Origin of the sequence: Nocardia sp. NPDC004604, assembly GCF_040609795.1 — a bacterium.
In the GTDB taxonomy this organism is placed as follows: Bacteria; Actinomycetota; Actinomycetes; order Mycobacteriales; family Mycobacteriaceae; genus Nocardia.
This window is the reverse complement of the sequence record NZ_JBEXLC010000068.1, coordinates 18,680-39,896: the sequence shown is the minus strand read 5'-3', so window position 1 is coordinate 39,896 and position 21,217 is coordinate 18,680. Positions and strand designations below refer to the sequence as shown.

Here is a 21,217-nt window from a genome sequence, read left to right as displayed (position 1 = left end):
CGCGACCATGGATACACCGATCGGCCCGTTCACCGCATTGGTCGACGCCGAGGGCGCCGTACTGGCCTCCGGCTGGACCGCCGATGCCGAGAACCTGCGGCTGGTGATCCACCCGGGCCTGCGTCCGGACCAATTGCGCCGATGTGACGAACTCGGCGCGGTATCTCGGGCGATCGCCGCATACCACCGCGGCGAGCTGACCGCGATCGATACGATCGCGGTGCGCCAGCGATCCGGCGAATTCCTCATGCACGCATGGGAAGTGCTGCGCAAGATCCCCGCGGGCGCTCCGGTCACCTACACCGAATACGCCGCGATCTCCGGCCGTCCCGATGCCACCCGTGCCGCCGCGAATGCCTGCGCCCGCAATGCCGCGGCGCTGTTCGTGCCGTGCCATCGGGTCCTGCGCATCGGCGGCGCGCTCGGCGGTTTCCGCTGGGGGCTGCCGGTCAAACGCTGGCTATTGGATCACGAAGGTGGCAAGACTCAGTTGACCATCGAATAGTCCCGCGCCGGCACGGGTTCGGGTCAGCAGCAGCGATTCTGCGGATTGTTATCGGCATCGGCATGGCGTCGACGCCAGTACTCGCGTTCGGACGGGATCTCACATCCGGGATGGTTGCGCTGCAGATGGCTCACATAGCGCTGGTAATCCTGTCCGCCGAGGACCGCGTTGAACCACGATCCGACGGCGCGAATCCTTATCGCACCGGCACTTCCGGCGCTCCGCAGACGCCGAATGACGGCCGGTCGAGGCGACCGGCCGTCACTGGGCTGCGCTGCTGCGGTCAATGTGCCGCTGGCCCCGCCGGTTCCGCCGTGGCGCTCTTGGCGTGTGCGGCGCCCGGCGCGCGGACCTGCCCCGATTCGATCAGGGCAGCCCATTCCTTCTGCACCGCCTTCTCTTCCGCAGTGGCGATGAAGCCGCGCGGTGCGAAGATCTTCGACGGTTCGTCCGGTGATTCGGTGCTCGGTCCGCCGCCCGCGCGCCAGGCGCGCAAGCACACCACGGCACCGACCACCGCGACGATCAACACCAGCACCGCGAAGATCACCGACAAGCTGCCCTGGATGAACGTGTTGCGCACGATCTTGTCCATATCGTCGGCATTCTTGGCGGGCGCCAACAGCTTTCCGGCGTCGCGGGCGGCACTGTAGTTACTGTGCTGCTTCCAGTATCCGAGCTTCGGATCGGCGGAGAAGATCTTCTGCCAGGATGCGGTCATCGTCACCGTCAGATCCCAGATCAGCGGCAGCGCCGGGATCCACGCCCACTTCACCAGGCCCTTCTTGATCAGAATGGTCAGCACAACGGTGAGCGCGATAGCGGCGAGCAGCTGGTTGGAGATGCCGAACAGCGGGTACAGCGTGTAGATGCCGCCCAGCGGATCGGTCACACCCATCAGCAGGACCGAACCCCAGGCCGCGACCACAATGGCCGAACACAGCCAGGCGCCGGGCCGCCACGACGGATCCTTGAACTTCTTCGCCGGACCACCGAGGTTGCCGAGCGAATCCGAGAGCATGAAGCGCGCGACGCGGGTACCCGCATCGATGGTGGTGAGGATGAACAGCGCCTCGAACATGATCGCGAAGTGGTACCAGAACGCCTTCAACCCGGAGCCACCGAGGAATTGCGACATCACCTGGGACATGCCGATCGCCAGCGTCGGCGCGCCACCGGTGCGCGAGATGATGCTGGTCTCGCCGACATCCTTGGCGGTCTGGGTGAGTTCACCGGCCGTTATCGGATCACCGCTCAGACCAAGGGAATTGGTGTAGGCGGCGGCCTTCTCCGCGGTGCCGCCGGTGAGCCCGGCGCCCGCGTTCATGGCGAAGTACAGGTGCTGGTCGATAATGCTCGCGGTAATGATCGCCATGATCGCGACGAACGACTCCATCAGCATGCCGCCGTAGCCGATCATCCGCGCATGCGACTGCTTCTCCAGCAGTTTGGGTGTGGTGCCGGAGGAGACGAGGGAGTGGAATCCCGACAGCGCGCCGCACGCGATGGTGATGAACAGGAACGGGAACAGACTGCCCGCGAAGGACGGACCGTTGCTATTGTGCGCGAACTGCGACACCGCGGGCGCCTTCAGCACCGGCATGGTGAATACGATGCCGAGGGCGAGCAGCCCGATGGTGCCGATCTTCATGAAGGTCGACAGGTAGTCGCGCGGTGCCAGCAGCATCCAGACCGGCAGCACCGAGGCGATGAAACCGTAGATGATCAGCAGCCAGGCGATGGTGGTGCCGGACAGGGTGAACAGATCACGACCCCAACCGGATTCGGATACCCAGCGTCCGGAGATGATCACGAACAGCAGCAGCACGAAGCCGACCAGCGAAACCTCGCCTACCCGGCCCGGCCGCAGGAACCGCAGATACAGGCCCATGAACAGCGCGATCGGAATGGTCATGCCGATGGAGAACACACCCCATGGGCTGCCGCCGTGCAGCGCACCGTCGGGACCCTTCACCGCGGCCAGCGCCTGCACGACAACGATGCCGAGCACCGCGAGCAGGATCATCATGATCACCAGTACGGCAATGATCGCGGCGACGCCGCCGATCGGGCCGAGTTCATCGCGGGCCATCTGCCCGAGGCTGCGACCGCGACGTTTGGACGAGGCCCAGAGCACGAGATAGTCCTGCACCGCACCGGCCAGGACCACGCCGACGATGATCCAGATCGTGCCTGGCAGATAACCCATCTGGGCGGCCAGAACCGGTCCGACCAGCGGACCGGCACCGGCGATGGCGGCGAAGTGATGCCCGAAGAGCACCCGCCGGTCCATCGGCATGTAGTCCGTGCCGTTCTCCATGGCCTCGGCGGGAGTGGCCACATCGTCGCGCGGCTTGACGATCTTGTATTCGATCAGCCTGGCGTAGAACTGGTAGGCGGTCACATACGTGCAGACCGCCGCGACCACGATCCATACCGCGTTGACGTTCTCACCGCGCGAGGTGGCGAGGACGGCCCAGGCGATCGCGCCGACGACCGCGATGGCCCCGAAGATCGCCTTCTTCCTTGGCGTGATCGGCGATCGATCGACCACCCCGACGGGCGGCAGATCGGGATCCGTCCGCAAATATTCGATTGTCGCCATCCGTCTTCTCTCCTGTAAAACGCGCAGGATGCTGCTCGAACTCGTGACAACGTATCCGATTGGTGACGCCGAACGCGGCCGTTTTCCTTCGGCTTTGGACAACGTTAAGTTTTGTTCGTGTGTCGGCCGTCACCTCGGTGTTGCCGAACGTATGCTGCCATGCGATTCCGCCAAGCTCCACATCCGCCTGGAGGAGGGCCGTTTTGCGCAGGCGCACGCTGCTCGGCTCGGTGCTGGCCGCGCCGCTGCTCGCCGCCACCGGCTGTGCATCCGATGACAACGCGCTGACCTTCTTCTTCCAGGCCAGGCCGGAGGAGGCGCGGGTCCGGCTGCGGATCATCGACGAATTTCAGAAGCGGCACCCGGACATCCGGATTCGCACCATCATGTCCGGGCCCGACCCACTGCAGCAGATGCTCACCTACTGCGCAGGCGGCAAATGTCCAGACGTCATGATGGCGTGGGAGCTGCTCTACGCCGGACTCGCCGAGCGTGGGGTGCTGCTGGATCTGCGCACCCTGCTCGATCGGGAGCCCGAATACACCGCGGCACTGCGCGCCGACAGCTACCCGACGCTGTACGACACGTTCACCTACGCCGGTGGGCAATACGCACTGCCGGAGCAGTGGTCCGGGGTATTCCTCTACTACAACCGGGAGCTGTTCGCCCGAGCCGGGCTCAGTGCACCGACTCGGTGGCGCGAGGCCTGGTCGTTCGATGAATTCCTGGATGCCACAAAGGCGCTCACGCACCGCGAGCCGTCCGGCCGGACCCGGCAGTGGGGCTTCGCCGATGCGTGGGTGCCGTACTTCTCGGCCGCCTGCTTCGGGATGAACAACGGGGCCGAGTGGTTCACGCCGTCGGTGAACCCGACCAGGACCGATCTCGGTGATCCCCGGTTTGTCGAGGGGTTCCAGTTCTATGCCGATCTGGCGGTGCGCCATCGGGTTGCGCCAAAAGTCGCGGACCAGCAGTCGGTTTCGGCGCCGGATCTGTTCCGGCGCGGCCGGGCGGCCATGGCGATGGGTGGACACTGGCTGTATTCCGAATTCGCCGGACACGATGATCTGCCCATCGATGTCACGGTGCTGCCGGTCGGTCCGCACGGGGGCCCGGGTTCGATTACCGATGTCGGCAGCACCGGGCTGTCCATCGCCGCGGACAGTCCGCGCATCGAACAGGCCTGGGAATTCGTCAAATTCGCGACCGGCCCGGTGGGGCAGGCCATTATCGCGTCCTCCGGACTATTCGTGCCCGTGCTGAAATCGGCGATGGGTTCACCCGGATTCGCAGCCGCCCATCGCGAGATACGCAACCTTCAGGTTTTCACGGAGGGGCCGGAGAATTCGCGTGCGCTACCGGTTACTCCCGTCTGGGGCAAGGTTTCCGCATTGCTGGAGCGCGGCGGCAACCGCGTGCTACGCGGCGCCGCCACCGCCGACTCCATCAGCGCCGCCCTGACCGCCGATATCGACACCCTCCTGGAATCCCCGTGACCCCAACACAACTGCGCGAATCGATCGGCATATGGCTGCGACAGACCGCACGAAGGCCGCGCCGCGGCGTGCCGCGGGAGCGGGGGCGGCTGGCGCGGCGGCGGGAGCGGGCGGGATGGGCGTTCGTGGCGCCGAATGTGGCCGCGGTGGTGGTGTTCTTGCTGTTTCCGCTCGCGGTTTCGCTGTATCTGAGTATGCAGTCGTGGGATCTGTTCAGTGCGCCGCGGTTCGTTGGGGTGGCGAACTATCGGCGGTTGTTCGCCTCGGATCCGTTGTTCCTCATCGCATTGCGCAATACCGCGGTGTTCACCGTGCTGACACTGGTGCCGACGGTGGTGATCGGGCTGGCGGTCGCGGCGGTGCTCAATCGGAAGTTGGCCGGTATCGGAATATTTCGGACCATCGTGTTCCTGCCATTGGTCGCCTCGACCGTCGCGATGGCGGTGGTGTGGCGCTTCATCTTCACCACCGATGACGGGCTGCTCAACATCATGCTCGGCTGGGTCGGCATCGATCCGCTGCCATGGCTGACCGATCCGGATTGGGCGCTGGTATCGCTGAGCATCGTGACCGTATGGAAGAGCGTGCCTTTCGCGACGGTCATCCTGCTCGCGGCGATGCAGGGGGTACCCGAGACGCTGTACGAGGCGGCGCGCATCGATGGGGCGGGGCCGCTGCGGCGGTTCTGGTCGGTCACGCTGCCCCTGGTTCGCGGGCCGCTGTCGTTCGTCTTCGTCATCACCATTATCAATTCGGTGCAGGCCTTCGATCAGGCATATGCGCTGACCGGGGGCAACGGCGGGCCGGAGACCGGGACCTATCTGCTCGGAATCATGCTGTTCCAGAACGCCTTCGGGTTCTACGAGGTCGGCTATGCGGCGGCGCTGGCGTGGGTGATCTTCGCGATTCTGCTGGTGCTGACGCTGTTGCAGTTGCGGTTCGCGCGGCGGGCGGAGGTGGAGTTATGAGTACGTCGGAGCTGGTGCGGCGCTCGCTTCCGGTGCGGTGCATCGGCAATACACCCGCTGCGGGCAGTGCGCGGCCAGCTCATGGACGGGTGCAGCGGGCCATTGCGCGCCGAACGGTGCGTGGGGTTCTCATCTACGTGGCCCTGATCGGCATTGCCTGGTGCGCGCTGGGGCCGATCCTGTGGGCGCTGTCGGGTTCGTTGAAGCGTGATGGCGAGATCACCGAGCCGACACTGATTCCCGCGCGTCCGCAGTGGTCCAACTACGGGAAGGTTTTCGAACTACTGCCGCTGGGGCGGATGCTGGCCAATACCGCTTGCTACGCACTGTGCGTCACGGCGGGGCAGGTGTTCTTCTGCTCGCTGGCCGGATATGCGTTCGCGCGCTTGCGATTTCGCGGACGAGATGTGTTGTTCCTGGCCTATCTCGGCACGCTGATGGTGCCGCTGACCGTGACCGTGATCCCGCAATTCCTGCTCATGCGCGCATTCGGCTGGGTGGACACGCCATGGGCGATGATCGTGCCCGGGCTGTTCGGCAGCGCATTCGGCACCTATCTGATGCGCCAGTTCTTCCGGACGCTGCCCGCCGAGCTCGAGGAGGCGGCGATCGTCGACGGCTGCACCACCTGGCAGGTGTTCTGGCGGGTGTTATTGCCGCACACCCGTCCCGCGCTCATGGTGCTGGGCGTGCTCACCTGGATCACCGTCTGGAACGACTTCCTGTGGCCGCTGATCATGATCCAACGCAACGACATTGCCACCGCCACTTTGGGTTTGGTTCGGCTACAGGGTCAGTACCACACGCAATGGCCGATTCTCATGGCTGCGGCAGTGGTGATTCTGCTGCCGTTGGTGGTGGTCTATGCGATCGCGCAACGTGCGTTCGTGCGCGGTATCGCGGCGTCCGGTCTCGGCGGTCGTTGACGGTCACGTCGGCCGCGGCCCATCGCCCTCCGCGACCGAACGCCGACACGCGCCTACTCGCCCCAGTAGGTACCGAAGCTCCAGAGGTTGCCCTCCGGATCGCGAACGGTGAAGCCGCGCGAACCGTAGTCCTCATCGCGCAGTCCGCGCACTACCTCTGCACCCGCGGCGACGGCGCGGTCGTGCAGGGCATCGGGGTCCTCGCAGACGAGATAGATCGAGTCGGTTCCCGGCCCCCGCTCACAGAACGGGTTATCGCCCTTGCCGATGGAACTGAACATAATGCCGCCGCCGAGCGGCCAGCGCAGCTGACCGTGCTCGATGAACGACGGATCGTCCTCCCTGGCGTAGAGCGCGGTCTCTTCGAAGCCGAATGCGCTGGTCAGAAAGGCAACTGCCGCGCGTGCGTCGGTGAAATTGAGGCACGGCCAGACGGCGGTGCGGGTCGCGGTGGAATGCGTTGGTGTCGTCATGGATCCAGCCTCACCCGCCGGACCCCGCCGGGTCTTGGACGGATGGAATTTCCTCCGCAAGCCATATGGTGGGGCTGCAGCCGGCCAGTTCGGCGAAATCGCGATTCAGGTGGGCCTGGTCGTAGTATCCGCAGGTCGCAGCCACCTGAGCGATCGTGACGTAGGACGGCGTGTGTCCGATCATGCGCCGGGCTCGTTCGAATCGGGCGATCCGGGCGGCGAGCTTCGGGCCTAGGCCGAACTCCGCGCCGAAGCGGCGGGCCAGATGCTGGCGGCTCCAGCCGATATCCTCGGCGAGCGAACCGATCTGCGCGGCACCGTCGGTATCGACCAAAGTCCGCCAAGCCCAAGTCAATTCGGGTGTCACCAAGCGGTCGTGGCAGGCCAGTGCGGTCAAGATCCGGTCGCAGGCGGCGAAGCGATCCGGCCAACTGGTCAGCTCCTGCAGTTGCTCCCACAGCTGACGCCCGACCGGCCCCGTCACCTCGGCGCATTCCACCGAGGTGTTCCACAGCGCACTCGCGGGCATTCCGAACAGGGCCCGGCTCCCGAGCGGCGTCAACTCGATGCCGATCCCCTCCTGATACCCGTTGTGTGCGATGACCGCCGAACTGGCCTGCAACCCGCTCAGCACACACCGGTAATCGGCTGGCGACTGCCGCGAATCGGTCTGTGCGACAACGTCAATGCTCGGCCCGATGGACACGATGAACGTCATATGCCGCGATGGCAGCCCCCGATGCAGTCCGGGCGCGAACCCGCACAGTCGATACCCGACGTACCCATCGATGAACGCCGCGAGCGCCGGTGCCGGACGTGCCGTCACCACTTCGGTGGTCGGCTCCACATCCGGAACGCTACGCCGCCCGGCCGCTATCGCAAGGCGAGTCAGTTGGCGACGTTGATGTGCTGGTGGATCGATCCCGGATCGGCCGCCAGGTCGAGCAGGCAGGCGGCGAGGTCTTCGCGGCTGATCCGGATGCCGAAGGTCACACTGCGCTCGATCGCCGTTCGGTAGGAACCCTGCGCCGGACGGTCGGTGAGCTGCGGTGCTCGGACAATGGTCCAATCCACCGCGCTGTCGCGCGTCGCCTGTTCGGCTCCGGCCATATCGTCGAGGCTGTGCCGCAGCAGCGGACGCAGAATGAGCGGTTTGACCACGAAGCGGGTGAACCAATCATCGCCCGTTCCAGCGACTCTTGCGCTATTGCTGATCAGGATCAGTCGCCGCACACCCACCGATGCCATGGCCTCGGTAATGGCGAGTGCGGAGTCGGTGGCCACGGATGTCGGTCCCTTTTCCCGCGATCCGATGGTGTCGAGCACCGTGTCGGCATCTCGGATCGTCGTGGCGATGTCATTGGGATTCATGACATCGGCCGTGATCACCCGCAGTCGTGGATGATCCGCGAGCGCGTGCTGACCTCGAACAACCGCGGTGACCTCATGTCCTGCCGCGAGCGCCTTGCGAACAAGATGTCCACCGGTGCGGCCGGTCGCTCCGAAGATCGTGAGTCGCATTTCCAGTCCTTCTGGTTGGTGAGTATTTACTAACCTATGATGGGTGAGTATTTACTAACCTGTCAACCCGGGAGGCTGCGTGGGCACGCGCGACCAGATCCTCGACGCCGCCGCGGAGATCATGCGCAATCGCGGCGTCGTCGAGGCGACGACCAAGGAGATCGCCAAGGCCGCTGGCTACTCCGAAGCCGCGCTCTACAAGCACTTCAGCGATAAGGAGGACCTCATCCTGAACGTCCTTCAGTACCGCATGCCCGGTCCCGCGGCCATTCGACCCGAGCCGGGCACCGGCACGGTCGAAGCCAATCTCGCCGCCTTCGCCCGCGCCGCGCTCACCTTCTACCAGCAGTCCCTACCCCTCCTCGGCGGCTTGCTGGCGCAGCCCAAACGTATGGCGGCGCACCGTGATTCGATGCGGCGGCACGGCGCGGGGCCGGGTCACGCCATCGCGGGCATCGCGGCCTACCTGCGGGCCGAACAGGAACTCGGACGCATCGACGCCGCCGCCGACGTCGACACAGCCGCCGCGCTCCTCGACGGCACCTGCTTCCATCAGGCATTCCTGCGGTTCTACGAGGAGGGGCCGGACGCGTCGGCTGCCTCATCCGAACTCGCCCACAGCCTGGCGCTAACGCTTGTTCGCGGGCTCGGGTCGTCGGCTGTCGACGGCGGAGGCCACGCGGAAAAGTAGCGGCTCTGGCGGGTGGTAGCGGGCAGTCGCCAGTGCCTCTCATGCGAGTGGAGCTTGCGGTGAGATATCGCACTTGGATGGGTAACGGCTGGGAGTTGTCATGGCGTCGGGCTACCTTTACCGCTCCTAAGGATTTTTGGAGGTGTGATGCGGCGGGTGCAATACCAGCGCAGCGGGGGTCCGGAAGTACTCGAGGTCGTATCGGCCGAGGTGCCGACGCCCGGCCCTGGTGAACTGCTGGTCCGGGTCGATGCGGTTGGTGTGACCCTGCCGGTGGTCCGCAAGGTGCGCGAACCGCGCGAGCCGATCGCGCTCGGCGGCGAGATCGCCGGTGAGGTGGTCGCGGTCGGGGATGGCGTGACCAGCTGCATGCCCGGCTACCGGGTGACCGGGATGGTCTTCGGCCACGGCTACGCCGACTATGCACTGCTTTCCGCCGCGATGGCCTCGCCGATCCCGGACGGCGCCTCGGCCGTCGATGCCGTCGCACTTGTCCGCAGCGGCTTGGTCGCACTCGGCGCGCTCGACGCCGCGAATCCGAAGCCCGGTGAATCGGCCCTGGTCACCGCCGCCGCCAGCGGTGTCGGCCACCTAGCCCTGCAGTTGGCGCGCGTGCGCGGCGCCGCTCGGGTGGTCGCCGCGGTCTCCGATATCGCCAAGGCCGACTTCCTGCGCGACCTCGGCGCCGACGAAGTGGTCGCCTACGATCACGAATCCTGGGGCGATCCAGTCGATTACGTCCTCGACGCGGTCGGCGGCGACCTCCTGACCCCGGCCATCGCGGCCCTGGCCCCCGGCGGCCGACTCGTCGCCTACAGCTCCGGTGGCGGCACCATCCAGGCCTACGACCTGCTCGTCGGCGCCAAATCGGTCATCGGCTTCCAATTGGCCCGCATCGCCCGCAACTCCCCGGACCTATACGAACACTGGCGCCAAGAACTCTGGCAATACTTCGCCTCCGGCCAACTCCGCCCCGCCGTCCACGCGGAGTTCCCCCTGGAAGAAGCCGCCGAGGCACACGCCGTCATCGAGTCCCGCTCGAACCTCGGCAAGGTCATCCTGATTCCCTGACGCCGATGCCGTCGCGCTCGCTGGGCCTGGGCCGCGCGAGAGCGAGCCCGCGGATTATCCGTGCCGAGCCGGCGGTTGGCAGCCGATGGCCTGCGGGCAGGACGAGCGGGTACGCCGCGTAGACTCTGTTCCTCGTGAGTCTCACCCTCGGAATCGTCGGCCTGCCCAACGTCGGAAAGTCGACGCTGTTCAATGCGCTGACCAAGAACGACGTGCTGGCGGCGAACTACCCGTTCGCGACCATCGAGCCGAACGTCGGGGTGGTGCCGCTGCCCGACCCGCGCCTGGGCAAGCTCGCCGAGATCTTCGGCTCTCAGCGCATCCTGCCCGCGGTGGTGTCGTTCGTCGATATCGCGGGCATCGTCAAGGGCGCCTCCGAGGGCGCCGGACTCGGCAATAAATTCCTCGCCAATATCCGCGAAGCCGACGCCATCTGCCAGGTGGTTCGGGTCTTCGCCGACGATGACGTGGTGCACGTCGACGGCCGGGTCGACCCGCTCGCCGATATCGAGGTGATCGAGACCGAGCTGATCATCGCCGATATGCAGACCCTGGAGAAGGCCATCCCGCGCCTGGAAAAGGAAGCCAAGGTCAAAAAGGACCGCAAGCCGCTGCTCGATGCGGCCAAGGCCGCCCAGGAAGTCCTCGACAGCGGCAAGACCCTCTTCTCCGCGCGCGCCCAGCTGGACGGCGAACTGCTGAAGGAACTTTCGCTGCTCACCACCAAGCCGTTCCTCTACGTCTTCAATGCCGACGAATCGGTGCTCACCGACGAAGCGAAGGTCGCCGAACTGAAAGCCGCAGTCGCACCGGCGGATGCGGTCTTCCTCGACGCCAAGGTCGAAGCCGAACTCCTGGAACTCGACGACGAATCCGCCCTGGAACTCCTCGAATCCATCGGCCAATCCGAACCCGGCCTGCACGCCCTGGCCCGCACCGGCTTCCACACCCTCGGCCTGCAGACCTACCTCACCGCCGGTCCAAAAGAGGCCCGCGCCTGGACAATCCACCAGGGCGACACCGCCCCCAAAGCCGCAGGCGTAATCCACACCGACTTCGAACGCGGCTTCATCAAGGCCGAAGTAGTCGCCTACGACGACCTGATCGCCGCCGGCTCCATGTCCGCCGCCAAGGCCGCAGGCAGGGTCCGCATGGAAGGCAAGGACTACGTCATGTCCGATGGCGACGTAGTCGAGTTCCGCTTCAACGTATAGGCGATATTCGTTCGTCGAACGCTGTTCAGCCCGCAGTGCTCGATGGCCAGGCCTGGTCGTCGACTGCGAGCCATGGTTCGCTGGCTGCGGAGGTGAGGGGGGCACCGGTGAATCCGTGTACGTCGCGGTGGAGATGGGACTGGTCGGCGTAACCGCTGTCGGCCGCCACCTGCGCGGGTGAGTGTCCCCGGACCAATCGGTGCATGGCATGGTCGAATCGCACCAGCATGGCGGCGCGCTTTGGCGTGAGGCCGATCTGCGTGCTGAAGCGTGACCATAGCCGTTGGCGGCTCCACCCGACCTCTGCGGCCAAGCGATCGACGCGGAATCGGCCTCGGCTGACGATGAGTTGGCGCCAAGCCCAAGCGACCTCCGGGTCGGCCCGGCGGTCGTCGCGCAACCGTGCCGACAGCGTCGTCTCGATCAGTGCGAATCGTTCACGCCAGCTGCACGTTTCGTGCAGGCGCTCACTCAGGCGCGTCGCGTCGCGACCCCACAGTTCGTCGAGTGCGACGATGTTCCCGGCCAATTCGGCGAGCGGGAATCCGAGGATGGCGGATGCGACCACCGGTGACAGGCGGACCTGTACGCACTCGATGGTTTGGACGCGCACCGGGGCTGCGTTGCTGGTCAGACCGAGGGCCAGGCTGCCCGAGTGGGTCCGGCCTGTCGAGTCGCGGACGTCGAAGCAATGGTCGCCGATGTTGACAGCTACCGTGACGGCCGGATGGGGAATGGCGCGCAGCTGAGCTGGGCCATCACCGTGAATACGGAATCCGGCCATGTCCACGCCGTGCAGCACCGGTATCCGCGGTGGTCGTGTGATCTCCCAAACCACACCGCGAGTATATGAGCTGTCCGGCATCGGCAGTCGATGCCGATCTCTGTCGCTGACATTTCTTCAAGACGTATCTCGTTGTCGCCCAGCAGGGTGGTGGTGTCACGGATCGACCGAAGGAGGACCCATGAATGACACCACCGCCGCCGTAACGCCGGGTCGGCGACGACGCATCGGGCTGATGATCGCTGCGGTGTCGGCCGCCCTGTTCGCGGGCAACGCGGCAGGTGTCGTGAGCGCCGCGCCGGGCGCTTCCCAAGAGCAGATGGTGCACCTTCCCGCTGGAGATATCCATGTCACCTCGAGCGGGGTGCCCAGCGCGGATGCGGTGGTGCTGTTGCACGGGCTGGCCGGATCGACCGCTTGGTGGGACCCGGTGATGCCCGCTCTGCAGAACCGATTCGTGGTGCGGATCGATCTGCTCGGACACGGCGAATCGGCCAAACCGGATACTGGTTACGGAATGGCCGAGCAGGCGAGCCGGGTCGGCGAGGTGCTCGACCGACTCGGCGTGCGCCACGCGATCGTCGTCGGACATTCCACCGGTGGCTATGTGGCGACCTCGTTGGCGGAACAGCGCCATGATCTGGTGACGGCGCTCGCGCTGATCGATACCGGTTCACGGCTGGACGCGTTCACCGACAACGGCCCGGCCGGCGAGCTGCTGTTCAACCCGGCGATAGGGCAGCCGCTGTGGCCGCTGCTTCCGGACGCCGCCATTCGCTACTCCCTGAGCAGTGCTTTCACCCGGGACGTACCAGTTCCCGAGCGGATCGTCGCCGACGTCCGAGGTATGACATACCGCAGCCTCACCGCGACATCGAACGCATCGGATGTGTACCTGCTGGACCGGCCCGAGCCGGACCGGCTCGTGGACCTCGGCCTGCCGACCATGGTGATCTATGGCTCCCGGGATAAGCGCTGGCCGTCGGCGTCCTTCCAGGAATACCGCCGAGTCCCGAACGTCCGGATCGAGTCCCTCGATTGCGGTCACACTCCCATGATCGAGGATCCCGGCACCACCGGGACCCTCATCCGCGACTTCGCCGAGCATTACTGAACAACCCCTCGCGTGTGACCGTCCTGGCGCCGGGGGCCGTGGCCGGTCGTGCCCGGCGTCTATCGTCCGGCGGTTTCGACCTGCGGTCACCGCGGTGCTGGGAAATCGGGAGTGTCCAGGCTCCGTCATCGGTCGGATGCGTTGTGACACTTTCGATCCCGGCCACCCGATCCGGCATCGGGCCGGTACGGTACCGGTCAACCGGGCCGACCGACCACTTGTTCGCCGGGCATCCTTTCGGCCCTCGACGAAGGCAACCCCACGACTTTCCACCCACTGTCCGGGCGTCGAACCCTGGACACCGACAAACGTAGGGCACACTCATGCGGATTCTCATCTCCGGCGCCAGCGTCGCCGGTCCGGTACTGGCGTACTGGCTCACCAGACACGGGTTTTCGGTCACGGTTGTCGAGCGCGCGGCGGCTCCGCGCAAGACCGGCGGCCACGCGGTCGACCTGTTCCGGCCCGCGATGGACATCTCGGAGAAGATGGGCGTGCTCGATCGCATCGAGGCGCGGGTCACCGGTACGAGCCGGTTGACGCTCTGCCCGGAAGGGGAGCGGCGGCCCGCCCGGGTAGACCTGGCCAAGCTCTTCGGTGCCACCTCCGATCGGCACGCCGAGATCATGCGGGACGATCTGAGCGAGATCTACTACGAGGCCGCGTGCGACGACGTCGAGTACCTGTTCGGCGACTCGATCACCGCGATCTCTCCCGACGGTGAGGTGATGTTCGAGAACGCCGCGCCGCGCCGCTTCGACCTGATCGTCGGTGCGGACGGGCTGCACTCCAACGTGCGCCGTCTGATCTTCGGTGACGAGTCCCGATTCAGTGCTTCCACCGGGGCCTATCTCGCGGTGGTGTCGCTGCCCGGCACCGCGGGCGTCGACGGTGAACTCCGCATCCATGTGGGTGTCGGGCGCACCGCCGGGATGTACCGCGCACGCCATCTCGACGATGCGCGGGCATTGTTCCTGTTCCGGACCGAGCGCGAACTCGACTTCCACCACCACGATGTATCGCGGCAGAAAGATCTGCTGCGCAACGCTTTCCACGGTGTGGACGCCGAGGTGGCGGGCTGGCTGGACGCGCTCGACCACACCCCGGCCTTCTACTTCGATTCCATCACCCAGCTGCGCATGGACACCTGGTCTCGGGGCAGGGTCACGCTCGTCGGCGACGCGGGCTACTGCCCCGGCCCCGCCGTCGGCGGTAGCACCACGCTCGCGGTCGTGGGCGCCTACGTCCTGGCCGGCGAGCTGGCCCGGGCGGGCGGCGACCCCGAGCGCGCCTTCCTCGCATACGAGCGCGCGATGACACCGCATGTGCGAGGCAGTCGCGAGGTGGCAATGAGCGCGGCGAAAACCCTGATCCCCACCTCCCGCCTCGGGGTGCGCGGCCTGGTCCACGCCACCCGCCTGCTCTCCGTCCTCCCCGCGGGAGCCGCCCGCACCTTCCTCCGCCTCACCAGCAAAACCGCCAGTGTCTACAACTCCATGACCGTCGACGACTACCCACCCCCGCCGGGACCGTCGATCTAGCCGGACACGCATCCACGACCGACAAGGACGCAGCGGCGGCCGACGCCGTCGGTCCGCCAGTGTCCCGCTGCGGAATTCGGGTCGAGTTCCGCTTCGACGTAGGAGGTTGCGCGCCTGGACATTCCAACCAGGCGCGCACGTAGCGATTCGCGATGGGTGTCGAGGCGCTGGACCCGGCCACCGCATTACCTCAGGTGGTTCGAGGTTGACGGCGCGACGCTATGGCGACTTTGTCAGGCCGCGGACGTGTGGCCATGCCTTGGCAAGTGCGAGTAGCTGGCGCAACTCCGCGGTGAGGTCCCGTGCCCCCGGTTGGACTTGGTGCTGGGGCGTGACCCGGCTCGCGCTCGGAGGGCGTCCGGCAGCTTTGGTGGCTATGGCCTCGGCGATCCGGCGGGTATAGATATGTGGGTCACTGGCGGCCAGATCGTCCGGGCTGTCGCTGTAGCGCTTGAGATGCAGCAGGCTGTCGCGGATCTCGACCGTCATGCGATGCAGACGGATGGCCGGGTCTGTTCGGTCGTTGTGGACGCGCCGCATCTCCAGGGCGATTTCGGGTACGGCTGCGGTGAGATCGGCCCACATCGGCCGGAGGCGGCGGCAGTATCGGCCGGTGCGGTCCCATCCGATGTGGGTTAGCAGGGTGCTGATCAGCGGCACTGTGATCACGGCGGGAGCGCCGACGGCCGAGAGCAGGAAGCCGCTCCATGCTTTCCAGTGCATCTCGGGATCGAATGACGGTTGGCCCGTCACGACATTGATGGTGGTCTCGAGCGGGTATACGACCGCTACGATCCCCAGGCCCACCGCGGTGCCCAAGACCGCTGTGTACAGCGCACGTTCCTGCCAGGTGGTGTCGGCGCGCATCTCGCGTGCACTTACCCGGCCGACGAGCAGGGCAGTAGCGCCGAGCGGCAGGGAAAATGCGACCCAGACCACGACAGCCGGCCAGCCGAGGGTTTGGTCGATCAACTGGTCGGCGTGGCGGGCGGGCGTCCCCGCGATCAGGATGACAGCGATGGCGGTGATCGCGACAAGGTAATAGCGCCACTGCCTGCGCCACGTGTGGGCGGGATCGGCGCCTGCCCACAACTTGGCAATGCCGTAGATATTCGAGATGGTCAATACGGTCGCTCCCAGCGAGAGCTGTCGGGCGATATTCACCACGTCGGTGTCGGCGCCGGGCAGCAGCCGAGCCAGTGACTGTTCGAACCATGCCTCCCGCAATAGGTGTTCGAAGAGACCGGCGGCGAGCCCGATGTTGATGAGCCGGTCGATGATGCTGTCCCGCAACAGCCACCACCGACCGGCGAGCACCAACGTGATACCTGTCAGGACGGGCCAGGTGATCAGACCCGGGATCGGCGAGGTCATCTCATCGATACCGGTTTCGGAAGAACGTCGAGCGGAACCGGCTCGCCGATCGCTTCGGCAGCATCGCTTCGACCAGCAGCAGGTCGGCGAAGGTTTCCGCGGCCTGCTCGCGCTCACTGCCGTAGTCTGCGCGGCGCAGTACGCTGCGGATGGTTTCCAGCGACAGCGAGGGCATCAATTCGCGCAACGACAGATCAGCCGCGGCGCCACCGGGACCGCTCGCAGTCCCGCCGTGGCCGAGCAGCATGTGACCGATCTCGTGGGCGATGATGTGGTCGGCATGCCATTCGGTGTCGGCCCCGTACATGATCACGTCATCGCCTTCCCGGGCAATCCACAGGCCACTTCCGGTGCCGCATCCGTTCGCCAAGAGTGCGCCGACGTCGATCGGGCACAACGTGATCGGCCGTCCCCGGAACTCTGCCACCCGCGCGATGTATTCCGTTATGTCCCATGGGTGGGGGATCGGTACCAGGCGACCCAGCTCCTGGAATCGCGCGGTGAGATCCTCCATTACACCTTCCCTCGTTGATCACGTGACCTATGCCGATATTGCGGTGAGCGTAGTCGCCTACGGAGCATTGTCGCGGACATAGCCTGTCGCGCAAGCTTTCTCGCATCCGCCTTCGGCGGATCGGCCGCAACATTCCAACCAGGCGACACGGCCCCCACGGCCGCGGGGGTAATCCACATCGATTTCGAACGCGGCTGAGCATATCGCTGCTGGTCGAGACTCTGCTGAGCCCCATCCGGAGACCGACCCGGGGGTTCAGTCGTTTCGCCGTCGCTGCGGGCTGGCCGGTTCGGTCAGCGCGGAATGCGGCAATGTAGTGCGTTCGACGAAGGACACGATCTGCGGATTCGGGGGTGGTGGGCCGGTAGCTCACGCGACGCGTGACCGACCGGCCCATCACCTCAGTAGAGCGCCGAAATGACTGCGGTGTCACTGATTTCGAGCAGGCGACGGCGCGCCGTCGGATCGTCCGCCTGCGCGTGCGGATGGCTTTGCCTGCTGCCGTTGAAATACCGGCCTGTCGTCTGCGACAGGGCCGGATCGCAAATCAGCCGGAGGGTCGCGTCCGCGCCTTCGGCGACGGTGCTTATCGGCGTAACACCGGATGTCAGCACCATGGTCGTCGCCATGAGGGTGGCCGGGTGCAGGGCGTTCACCGTGACACCGGTTCCGTCGAGTTCCTCGGCATACTCGATGGTCGCCATGATCATCGCCAGCTTGGCGCGGCAATAGGCGGTGTACACGTCGTAGTCGTGCTCGGGGGTCGGATCGTCGAGGTCGATCTCCTGCTGCCCGGCGGAGGCTACGTTCACCACCCGCGCCGGAGCCGAGGCCCGCAGCAGCGGCAGCAGCCGCCGCGTCAGCCGATAGGGGGCCAGATGGTTGACCGCCCACAGCAATTCGTTGCCGTCGGCGCTGAGTGCACGTTTCCCATCCGGTCGGCCGCCGGTGCCGGCATTGTTCACCAGCACATCCAATCGCGAAGTGCGGGCGATGATCTCGTCGGCCAGCCGGTCCACCTCCGCGAGTCGCGACAGGTCGGCCAGGATGAGCTGCGGAGCGTGTCCGCTCGCGGCTATCACCTCGGCCGCGACCGCTGCGGCCCGATCGGGGTTGCGGCCGTGCAGGATCAGCCGGGCACCCGCGGAGCCGAGCCGCACCGCGAGTTCGCGGCCGAGTCCGTCCGTCGCGCCCGTGATCAGCACAGTGCGATCGACCAGGCGATCGATATCGTTGTCGCGCATAGCCTTTCCTTGCAATCTCAGGTCTCGTCCTCGGTCCGGATGCTGACCGAAGTGGCGGTCAGGTCGAGCGCGACGTGCGTGCCGAGAGGCGTGTGCACGACGCGCGGATCGCCGGTGGCCGGCATCGGTATGCCGTTCACGATGACCTCGACCCAGCGGACGATGGCGTCGCCGTCGCGCCGCGAATGACGAACGATCTCGACTTCGCAGGGGAGCGACTCAGCCACTGGAAGCCGCGCATGACGACGAATCCGCGTTTATGGCGGAACCGGCACCTACGGAATTCACTGCATCGCCTCCGCCGTGGCGACGAGCGTCGCCCGGCCCAGGATGTGGCCGGCGACAGTGAACCCGAGCAGAGCCGGCGTGGAGTCGGAGGCGATGCCGATGTCCGCTACATCCAGAGCGTGCACGGTGACGAAATAGCGGTGCCTTCCATGCCCTGCCGGCGGTGCCGCACCGATGTATCGAGGTAGGCGCGCGTCGTTCGGCAATTGGAAGGAGCCGACCGGCAAACCGACGCCGGCGTCGTCTCCGGCGCCCTCGGGAAGGCTCGTGGTCGTGGCCGGGATGTTGGCGACAGCCCAGTGCCAGAAGCCGGAGCCGGTGGGGGCGTCGGGGTCGTACACGGTGACGGCGTAGCTCTTGGTGCCTGCTGGGGCGCCAGTCCAACTCAGTTGCGGAGAAACGTCTTTGCCGCCGGGAGCGCCGGAGGACCACTGTGCGGGTTGCCAGGCGGCGCCGTCGCTCACCGTGGTGCTGGTGACCGTGAACGAGGCTGCCTCGGGGAGGCGGGCGAAGGGATTGTTTGCGCTCATCGTGTCGCGCCTTTCGAGTCGTGTCGGACATGCAAGATCGACGATATCAGAAATAATCGATTATTTTTCAAATCGTCTATGATCGAAGCATGACTCGGACAGTCCACACCCCGACCTCGCCGGAGAAGCAGATGCTTTCCGAGCAGATCTACGCACACTTGCGGAACGCGATCATGCGCGGCGAGTACGCGCCCGGTGACGCGCTCAAGCCGCAGGATCTATCCAGGCAGCACGGTGTGAGCCTGGCTGTGGTGCGTGAGGCGCTGGTGCGGCTGGTTGGTGAGGGCCTGGCCGAACGGCTGACCAATCGCGGCTTCGCGGTCCCGGCATTTTCCGATCACCGCTGGCAGCAGATCGGCGAGGCCCGCCGGGCTATCGAGCCGGTCCTGCTACGCATGTCGATCGAACGTGGTGACGTCTACTGGGAGAGCGACGTCCGAGCTGCCCACCACCGCATGGCGCGCACACCGGTATTCACCCCGGAGGGCGGCGAGTACTACAGCGAGGTATGGGCCGAGGCTCACCGGGTGTTCCATCGCACACTCTTGGAAGGGTGTGGCAACCCGGTGCTATTGGAAACCTTCGACCGATTGTGGGTCGCGAGCGAGCTGGCCCGCCGCTGGTCTACATACCGCAACCCGGAGCGCGATGGCATTGACGAGCATCGCCGATTGGAGGAGGCGGCGCTGGCCCGTGACCCCGACACCGCCGCCGACATACTGACTCGACACCTCACCCTGACGACGGCCGCACTGACAGAGCAAGACGGCTGAAACGCCGACAATCCGGCCAGTCGGTCTGTCGGTTGACGCCGACCATGACGCAGTTGCCGTCCGGACCGGCCCCCGGACGTCCCATGGAGCGGAGCAAGCCGTGCGGCCGGATTGTGGTGGTCATCGAGACTCCTACTGGCGGAATAGGCTCAGTCTCATCCGGCGCATCACGATCTGACACGCAATCTTGCGGTTCCGGCAAGATGGGCGCATGGACCCCGAAACCGATGACGTGCTCGACGCGGTGGGACCGCGACTGCGTGCGTTACGGCGCGAGCGCGGCATCACCCTCGCAGACCTCGCGACGACGACCGGCGTGTCCGAGAGCACGCTGTCCCGGCTGGAGAGCGGGCAGCGCCGGGCAACCCTCGAGTTGCTGCTGCCGCTCGCTCGCACCTACGACGTGCCGTTGGACGACCTCGTCGGTGCGCCCCGCACCGGCGATCCCCGAATCCATCTGAAACCGATCCGTCGGTTCGGGATGATCTTCGTGCCGCTGTCCCGGCGGCCGGGCGGAGTGCACGCGTTCAAGATGATCATTCCCGCGCGTCCGGCACCGCTGGAGCCGACGCCGCAGACACACGACGGCTTCGAGTGGCTGTATGTGCTCAACGGCCGCCTCCGATTGGTGGTCGGCGAGCGCGACCTGACCTTGCCGCCCGGCGAGGCCGCGGAATTCGACACCTCCGTACCGCACTGGCTGGGCAGCGCCGACGGCGGCACGGTCGAGTTGCTCATCCTGTTCGGCTTGCAGGGTCTGCGATCGCATGTACACGTCGACTCGCATCGGTGAGATTCCCCGGCAGCCGGCTCATGCTGTGTTGACGCAACGAGGAAGGTGACGGGCATGGCATGGAGCACTCGTGAACTCGCCGAACTCGCAGGCACCAGCCTGCGAACGGTGCGGCACTACCACGACGTCGGACTGCTCGCCGAGCCCGAACGCGCGGCCAACGGCTACAAACGCTACGGGGTGACCCACCTGGTCCGGTTGCTTCGCATCAAAAAGCTTACAGCGCTTGGCTTTTCACTCGCCCAGATCGCTGCCCTCGGGGACGCCGACGAGCACCCGGAAGCAGAGCTGCGGGCACTGGATACCGAACTGGCCGCGACCATCGAGCGGCTGCAGCGCGCGCGGTCCGAACTCGCCCTGATCCTGCGGCACGGCTCGCCGACCGATCTGCCGCCCGAGCTGGCCCCGATCGCCGGCGGCCTGTCCGCCGCCGACCGCGCCTTCATCAGCGTCATCACCCGAGTGCTCGATCCGTCGGCGTTCGACGCCTACAAACGGATGCTGCAGTCCCTTCCCGGCGCGCTACCCGCGGGCCCCGAGCTCGACGACCTGCCCGCCGACGCCGACGAGCGAACCCGCATCGAGCTGGCCGAACGCCTGATTCCGCAGGTCCGGGACCTGTACGCGAACTATCCCGGGCTGGCGAACCTCGGCACCGGTGGCAACGCACACAGCGTGACCCGTGCCATCGGAGCCGCGATGACGGAGCTCTACAACCCCGCACAGATCGACGTCCTGCGGCGCATCGGACTCGGACTCCAGGCACCCCGGCCGATCCCGAAGTGACGTCTT

Annotated in this window: 23 protein-coding genes; 12 read left to right on the top strand and 11 right to left on the bottom strand. The window is 66.2% G+C overall.

From position 1 onward, the window contains the following. Positions 1 to 7 precede the first annotated feature (7 nt). Entirely contained in the window at positions 8 to 505 is a 498-nt protein-coding gene (locus ABZW16_RS24120; RefSeq protein WP_354958243.1) for a methylated-DNA--[protein]-cysteine S-methyltransferase, read from the top strand. Positions 506 to 528: 23 nt separating this feature from the next. Here the strand turns inward: ABZW16_RS24120 and ABZW16_RS24115 are convergent, their stop codons facing one another. Further along, positions 529 to 699 carry a YbdD/YjiX family protein gene (locus tag ABZW16_RS24115; protein WP_354958248.1) on the bottom strand — a complete coding sequence of 57 codons (171 nt, stop codon included), beginning with the start codon at positions 697 to 699 and terminating at the stop codon, positions 529 to 531. 89 nt (positions 700 to 788) lie between these two features. Continuing rightward, entirely contained in the window at positions 789 to 3,110 is a 2,322-nt protein-coding gene (locus ABZW16_RS24110) for a carbon starvation CstA family protein (RefSeq protein ID WP_354958242.1), read from the bottom strand. Positions 3,111 to 3,313: 203 nt separating this feature from the next. On the opposite strand from ABZW16_RS24110, the gene ABZW16_RS24105 reads away from it, so the two are divergent. The 3 genes from ABZW16_RS24105 to ABZW16_RS24095 all read left to right on the top strand — a co-directional run bounded on the left by ABZW16_RS24105 (position 3,314) and on the right by ABZW16_RS24095 (position 6,500). Further along, positions 3,314 to 4,606, top strand: coding sequence for a sugar ABC transporter substrate-binding protein (locus ABZW16_RS24105; RefSeq protein WP_354958240.1), 1,293 nt, complete (start codon positions 3,314 to 3,316; stop codon positions 4,604 to 4,606). An 89-nt stretch (positions 4,607 to 4,695) separates the two neighbouring features. Beyond that, on the top strand, positions 4,696 to 5,574 hold the full coding sequence (locus ABZW16_RS24100; RefSeq protein WP_354958247.1) for a sugar ABC transporter permease: 879 nt from the start codon (positions 4,696 to 4,698) through the stop codon (positions 5,572 to 5,574). Continuing rightward, on the top strand, positions 5,571 to 6,500 hold the full coding sequence (locus tag ABZW16_RS24095; RefSeq protein WP_354958237.1) for a carbohydrate ABC transporter permease: 930 nt from the start codon (positions 5,571 to 5,573) through the stop codon (positions 6,498 to 6,500). The genes ABZW16_RS24100 and ABZW16_RS24095 overlap by 4 nt, the downstream gene beginning before the upstream one ends. 53 nt (positions 6,501 to 6,553) lie before the next feature. Here the strand turns inward: ABZW16_RS24095 and ABZW16_RS24090 are convergent, their stop codons facing one another. From ABZW16_RS24090 to ABZW16_RS24080, 3 genes are read right to left on the bottom strand one after another with little or no spacing between them, the layout of a single operon-like run. Beyond that, positions 6,554 to 6,973, bottom strand: a complete 420-nt coding sequence (locus ABZW16_RS24090) for a VOC family protein (protein ID WP_354958236.1) — start codon at positions 6,971 to 6,973, stop codon at positions 6,554 to 6,556. 10 nt (positions 6,974 to 6,983) lie between these two features. Continuing rightward, the gene (locus ABZW16_RS24085) at positions 6,984 to 7,820 is read right to left on the bottom strand and encodes a helix-turn-helix domain-containing protein (RefSeq protein WP_354958235.1); all 837 of its coding nucleotides are present in this window, start codon (positions 7,818 to 7,820) and stop codon (positions 6,984 to 6,986) included. Between the two features lie 41 nt (positions 7,821 to 7,861). Continuing rightward, positions 7,862 to 8,494, bottom strand: a complete 633-nt coding sequence (locus ABZW16_RS24080) for an NAD(P)H-binding protein (RefSeq protein ID WP_354958234.1) — start codon at positions 8,492 to 8,494, stop codon at positions 7,862 to 7,864. 79 nt (positions 8,495 to 8,573) lie between these two features. Between ABZW16_RS24080 and ABZW16_RS24075 the strand changes: the two genes are divergently transcribed. The 3 genes from ABZW16_RS24075 to ychF all read left to right on the top strand — a co-directional run bounded on the left by ABZW16_RS24075 (position 8,574) and on the right by ychF (position 11,470). After that, the gene (locus ABZW16_RS24075) at positions 8,574 to 9,185 is read left to right on the top strand and encodes a TetR/AcrR family transcriptional regulator (protein WP_354958232.1); all 612 of its coding nucleotides are present in this window, start codon (positions 8,574 to 8,576) and stop codon (positions 9,183 to 9,185) included. 147 nt (positions 9,186 to 9,332) lie between these two features. Beyond that, positions 9,333 to 10,256: a zinc-binding dehydrogenase gene (locus ABZW16_RS24070; RefSeq protein ID WP_354958231.1), complete on the top strand. Its 924-nt coding sequence runs from the start codon at positions 9,333 to 9,335 to the stop codon at positions 10,254 to 10,256. A gap of 134 nt (positions 10,257 to 10,390) precedes the next feature. Further along, positions 10,391 to 11,470, top strand: a complete 1,080-nt coding sequence (gene ychF, locus ABZW16_RS24065; RefSeq protein ID WP_354958230.1) for a redox-regulated ATPase YchF — start codon at positions 10,391 to 10,393, stop codon at positions 11,468 to 11,470. Positions 11,471 to 11,495: 25 nt separating this feature from the next. Here ychF and ABZW16_RS24060 read toward each other — a convergent pair whose 3' ends face one another. Further along, entirely contained in the window at positions 11,496 to 12,308 is an 813-nt protein-coding gene (locus tag ABZW16_RS24060) for a helix-turn-helix domain-containing protein (protein ID WP_354958229.1), read from the bottom strand. A gap of 127 nt (positions 12,309 to 12,435) precedes the next feature. Between ABZW16_RS24060 and ABZW16_RS24055 the strand changes: the two genes are divergently transcribed. Beyond that, the gene (locus ABZW16_RS24055) at positions 12,436 to 13,368 is read left to right on the top strand and encodes an alpha/beta hydrolase (protein ID WP_354958228.1); all 933 of its coding nucleotides are present in this window, start codon (positions 12,436 to 12,438) and stop codon (positions 13,366 to 13,368) included. Positions 13,369 to 13,691: 323 nt separating this feature from the next. Beyond that, the gene (locus ABZW16_RS24050; RefSeq protein WP_354958227.1) at positions 13,692 to 14,909 is read left to right on the top strand and encodes an FAD-dependent monooxygenase; all 1,218 of its coding nucleotides are present in this window, start codon (positions 13,692 to 13,694) and stop codon (positions 14,907 to 14,909) included. A 219-nt stretch (positions 14,910 to 15,128) separates the two neighbouring features. On the opposite strand, the gene ABZW16_RS24045 is transcribed toward ABZW16_RS24050, so the two are convergent. The 5 genes from ABZW16_RS24045 to ABZW16_RS24025 all read right to left on the bottom strand — a co-directional run bounded on the left by ABZW16_RS24045 (position 15,129) and on the right by ABZW16_RS24025 (position 18,859). Continuing rightward, positions 15,129 to 16,283 carry an MAB_1171c family putative transporter gene (locus ABZW16_RS24045; protein WP_354958226.1) on the bottom strand — a complete coding sequence of 385 codons (1,155 nt, stop codon included), beginning with the start codon at positions 16,281 to 16,283 and terminating at the stop codon, positions 15,129 to 15,131. A gap of 1 nt (position 16,284) precedes the next feature. Next, a complete protein-coding gene (locus ABZW16_RS24040) occupies positions 16,285 to 16,797 on the bottom strand; it encodes a hypothetical protein (protein ID WP_354958224.1) in 513 nt (170 codons plus the stop codon). A gap of 401 nt (positions 16,798 to 17,198) precedes the next feature. Beyond that, the gene (locus ABZW16_RS24035; RefSeq protein WP_354958223.1) at positions 17,199 to 18,041 is read right to left on the bottom strand and encodes an SDR family NAD(P)-dependent oxidoreductase; all 843 of its coding nucleotides are present in this window, start codon (positions 18,039 to 18,041) and stop codon (positions 17,199 to 17,201) included. Between the two features lie 17 nt (positions 18,042 to 18,058). Continuing rightward, positions 18,059 to 18,268: a hypothetical protein gene (locus ABZW16_RS24030; RefSeq protein WP_354958222.1), complete on the bottom strand. Its 210-nt coding sequence runs from the start codon at positions 18,266 to 18,268 to the stop codon at positions 18,059 to 18,061. Positions 18,269 to 18,325: 57 nt separating this feature from the next. Next, the gene (locus tag ABZW16_RS24025; RefSeq protein WP_354958221.1) at positions 18,326 to 18,859 is read right to left on the bottom strand and encodes a YbhB/YbcL family Raf kinase inhibitor-like protein; all 534 of its coding nucleotides are present in this window, start codon (positions 18,857 to 18,859) and stop codon (positions 18,326 to 18,328) included. A gap of 89 nt (positions 18,860 to 18,948) precedes the next feature. Between ABZW16_RS24025 and ABZW16_RS24020 the strand changes: the two genes are divergently transcribed. The 3 genes from ABZW16_RS24020 to ABZW16_RS24010 all read left to right on the top strand — a co-directional run bounded on the left by ABZW16_RS24020 (position 18,949) and on the right by ABZW16_RS24010 (position 21,211). Beyond that, on the top strand, positions 18,949 to 19,632 hold the full coding sequence (locus ABZW16_RS24020; RefSeq protein ID WP_354958220.1) for a GntR family transcriptional regulator: 684 nt from the start codon (positions 18,949 to 18,951) through the stop codon (positions 19,630 to 19,632). 211 nt (positions 19,633 to 19,843) lie between these two features. Next, on the top strand, positions 19,844 to 20,425 hold the full coding sequence (locus ABZW16_RS24015; protein ID WP_354958218.1) for an XRE family transcriptional regulator: 582 nt from the start codon (positions 19,844 to 19,846) through the stop codon (positions 20,423 to 20,425). Positions 20,426 to 20,479: 54 nt separating this feature from the next. Further along, positions 20,480 to 21,211 (top strand): MerR family transcriptional regulator, encoded by a 732-nt coding sequence (locus ABZW16_RS24010; RefSeq protein ID WP_354958217.1) that lies wholly within the window; start codon positions 20,480 to 20,482, stop codon positions 21,209 to 21,211. Positions 21,212 to 21,217 lie beyond the last annotated feature (6 nt).

Bases quoted from the DNA above. Each gene is read 5' to 3' on its own strand.
- ABZW16_RS24120 (WP_354958243.1), top strand. From the start codon at position 8: ATGGATACACCGATCGGCCCGTTCACCGCATTGGTCGACGCCGAGGGC.
- ABZW16_RS24090 (WP_354958236.1), bottom strand. From the start codon at position 6,973: ATGACGACACCAACGCATTCCACCGCGACCCGCACCGCCGTCTGGCCG.
- ABZW16_RS24055 (WP_354958228.1), top strand. From the start codon at position 12,436: ATGAATGACACCACCGCCGCCGTAACGCCGGGTCGGCGACGACGCATC.
- ABZW16_RS24040 (WP_354958224.1), bottom strand. From the start codon at position 16,797: ATGGAGGATCTCACCGCGCGATTCCAGGAGCTGGGTCGCCTGGTACCG.
- ABZW16_RS24110 (WP_354958242.1), bottom strand. From the start codon at position 3,110: ATGGCGACAATCGAATATTTGCGGACGGATCCCGATCTGCCGCCCGTC.
- ABZW16_RS24010 (WP_354958217.1), top strand. From the start codon at position 20,480: ATGGCATGGAGCACTCGTGAACTCGCCGAACTCGCAGGCACCAGCCTG.
- ABZW16_RS24015 (WP_354958218.1), top strand. From the start codon at position 19,844: ATGGACCCCGAAACCGATGACGTGCTCGACGCGGTGGGACCGCGACTG.
- ABZW16_RS24020 (WP_354958220.1), top strand. From the start codon at position 18,949: ATGACTCGGACAGTCCACACCCCGACCTCGCCGGAGAAGCAGATGCTT.
- ABZW16_RS24080 (WP_354958234.1), bottom strand. From the start codon at position 8,494: ATGCGACTCACGATCTTCGGAGCGACCGGCCGCACCGGTGGACATCTT.
- ABZW16_RS24095 (WP_354958237.1), top strand. From the start codon at position 5,571: ATGAGTACGTCGGAGCTGGTGCGGCGCTCGCTTCCGGTGCGGTGCATC.
- ABZW16_RS24070 (WP_354958231.1), top strand. From the start codon at position 9,333: ATGCGGCGGGTGCAATACCAGCGCAGCGGGGGTCCGGAAGTACTCGAG.
- ABZW16_RS24050 (WP_354958227.1), top strand. From the start codon at position 13,692: ATGCGGATTCTCATCTCCGGCGCCAGCGTCGCCGGTCCGGTACTGGCG.
- ABZW16_RS24025 (WP_354958221.1), bottom strand. From the start codon at position 18,859: ATGAGCGCAAACAATCCCTTCGCCCGCCTCCCCGAGGCAGCCTCGTTC.
- ABZW16_RS24045 (WP_354958226.1), bottom strand. From the start codon at position 16,283: ATGACCTCGCCGATCCCGGGTCTGATCACCTGGCCCGTCCTGACAGGT.
- ABZW16_RS24035 (WP_354958223.1), bottom strand. From the start codon at position 18,041: ATGCGCGACAACGATATCGATCGCCTGGTCGATCGCACTGTGCTGATC.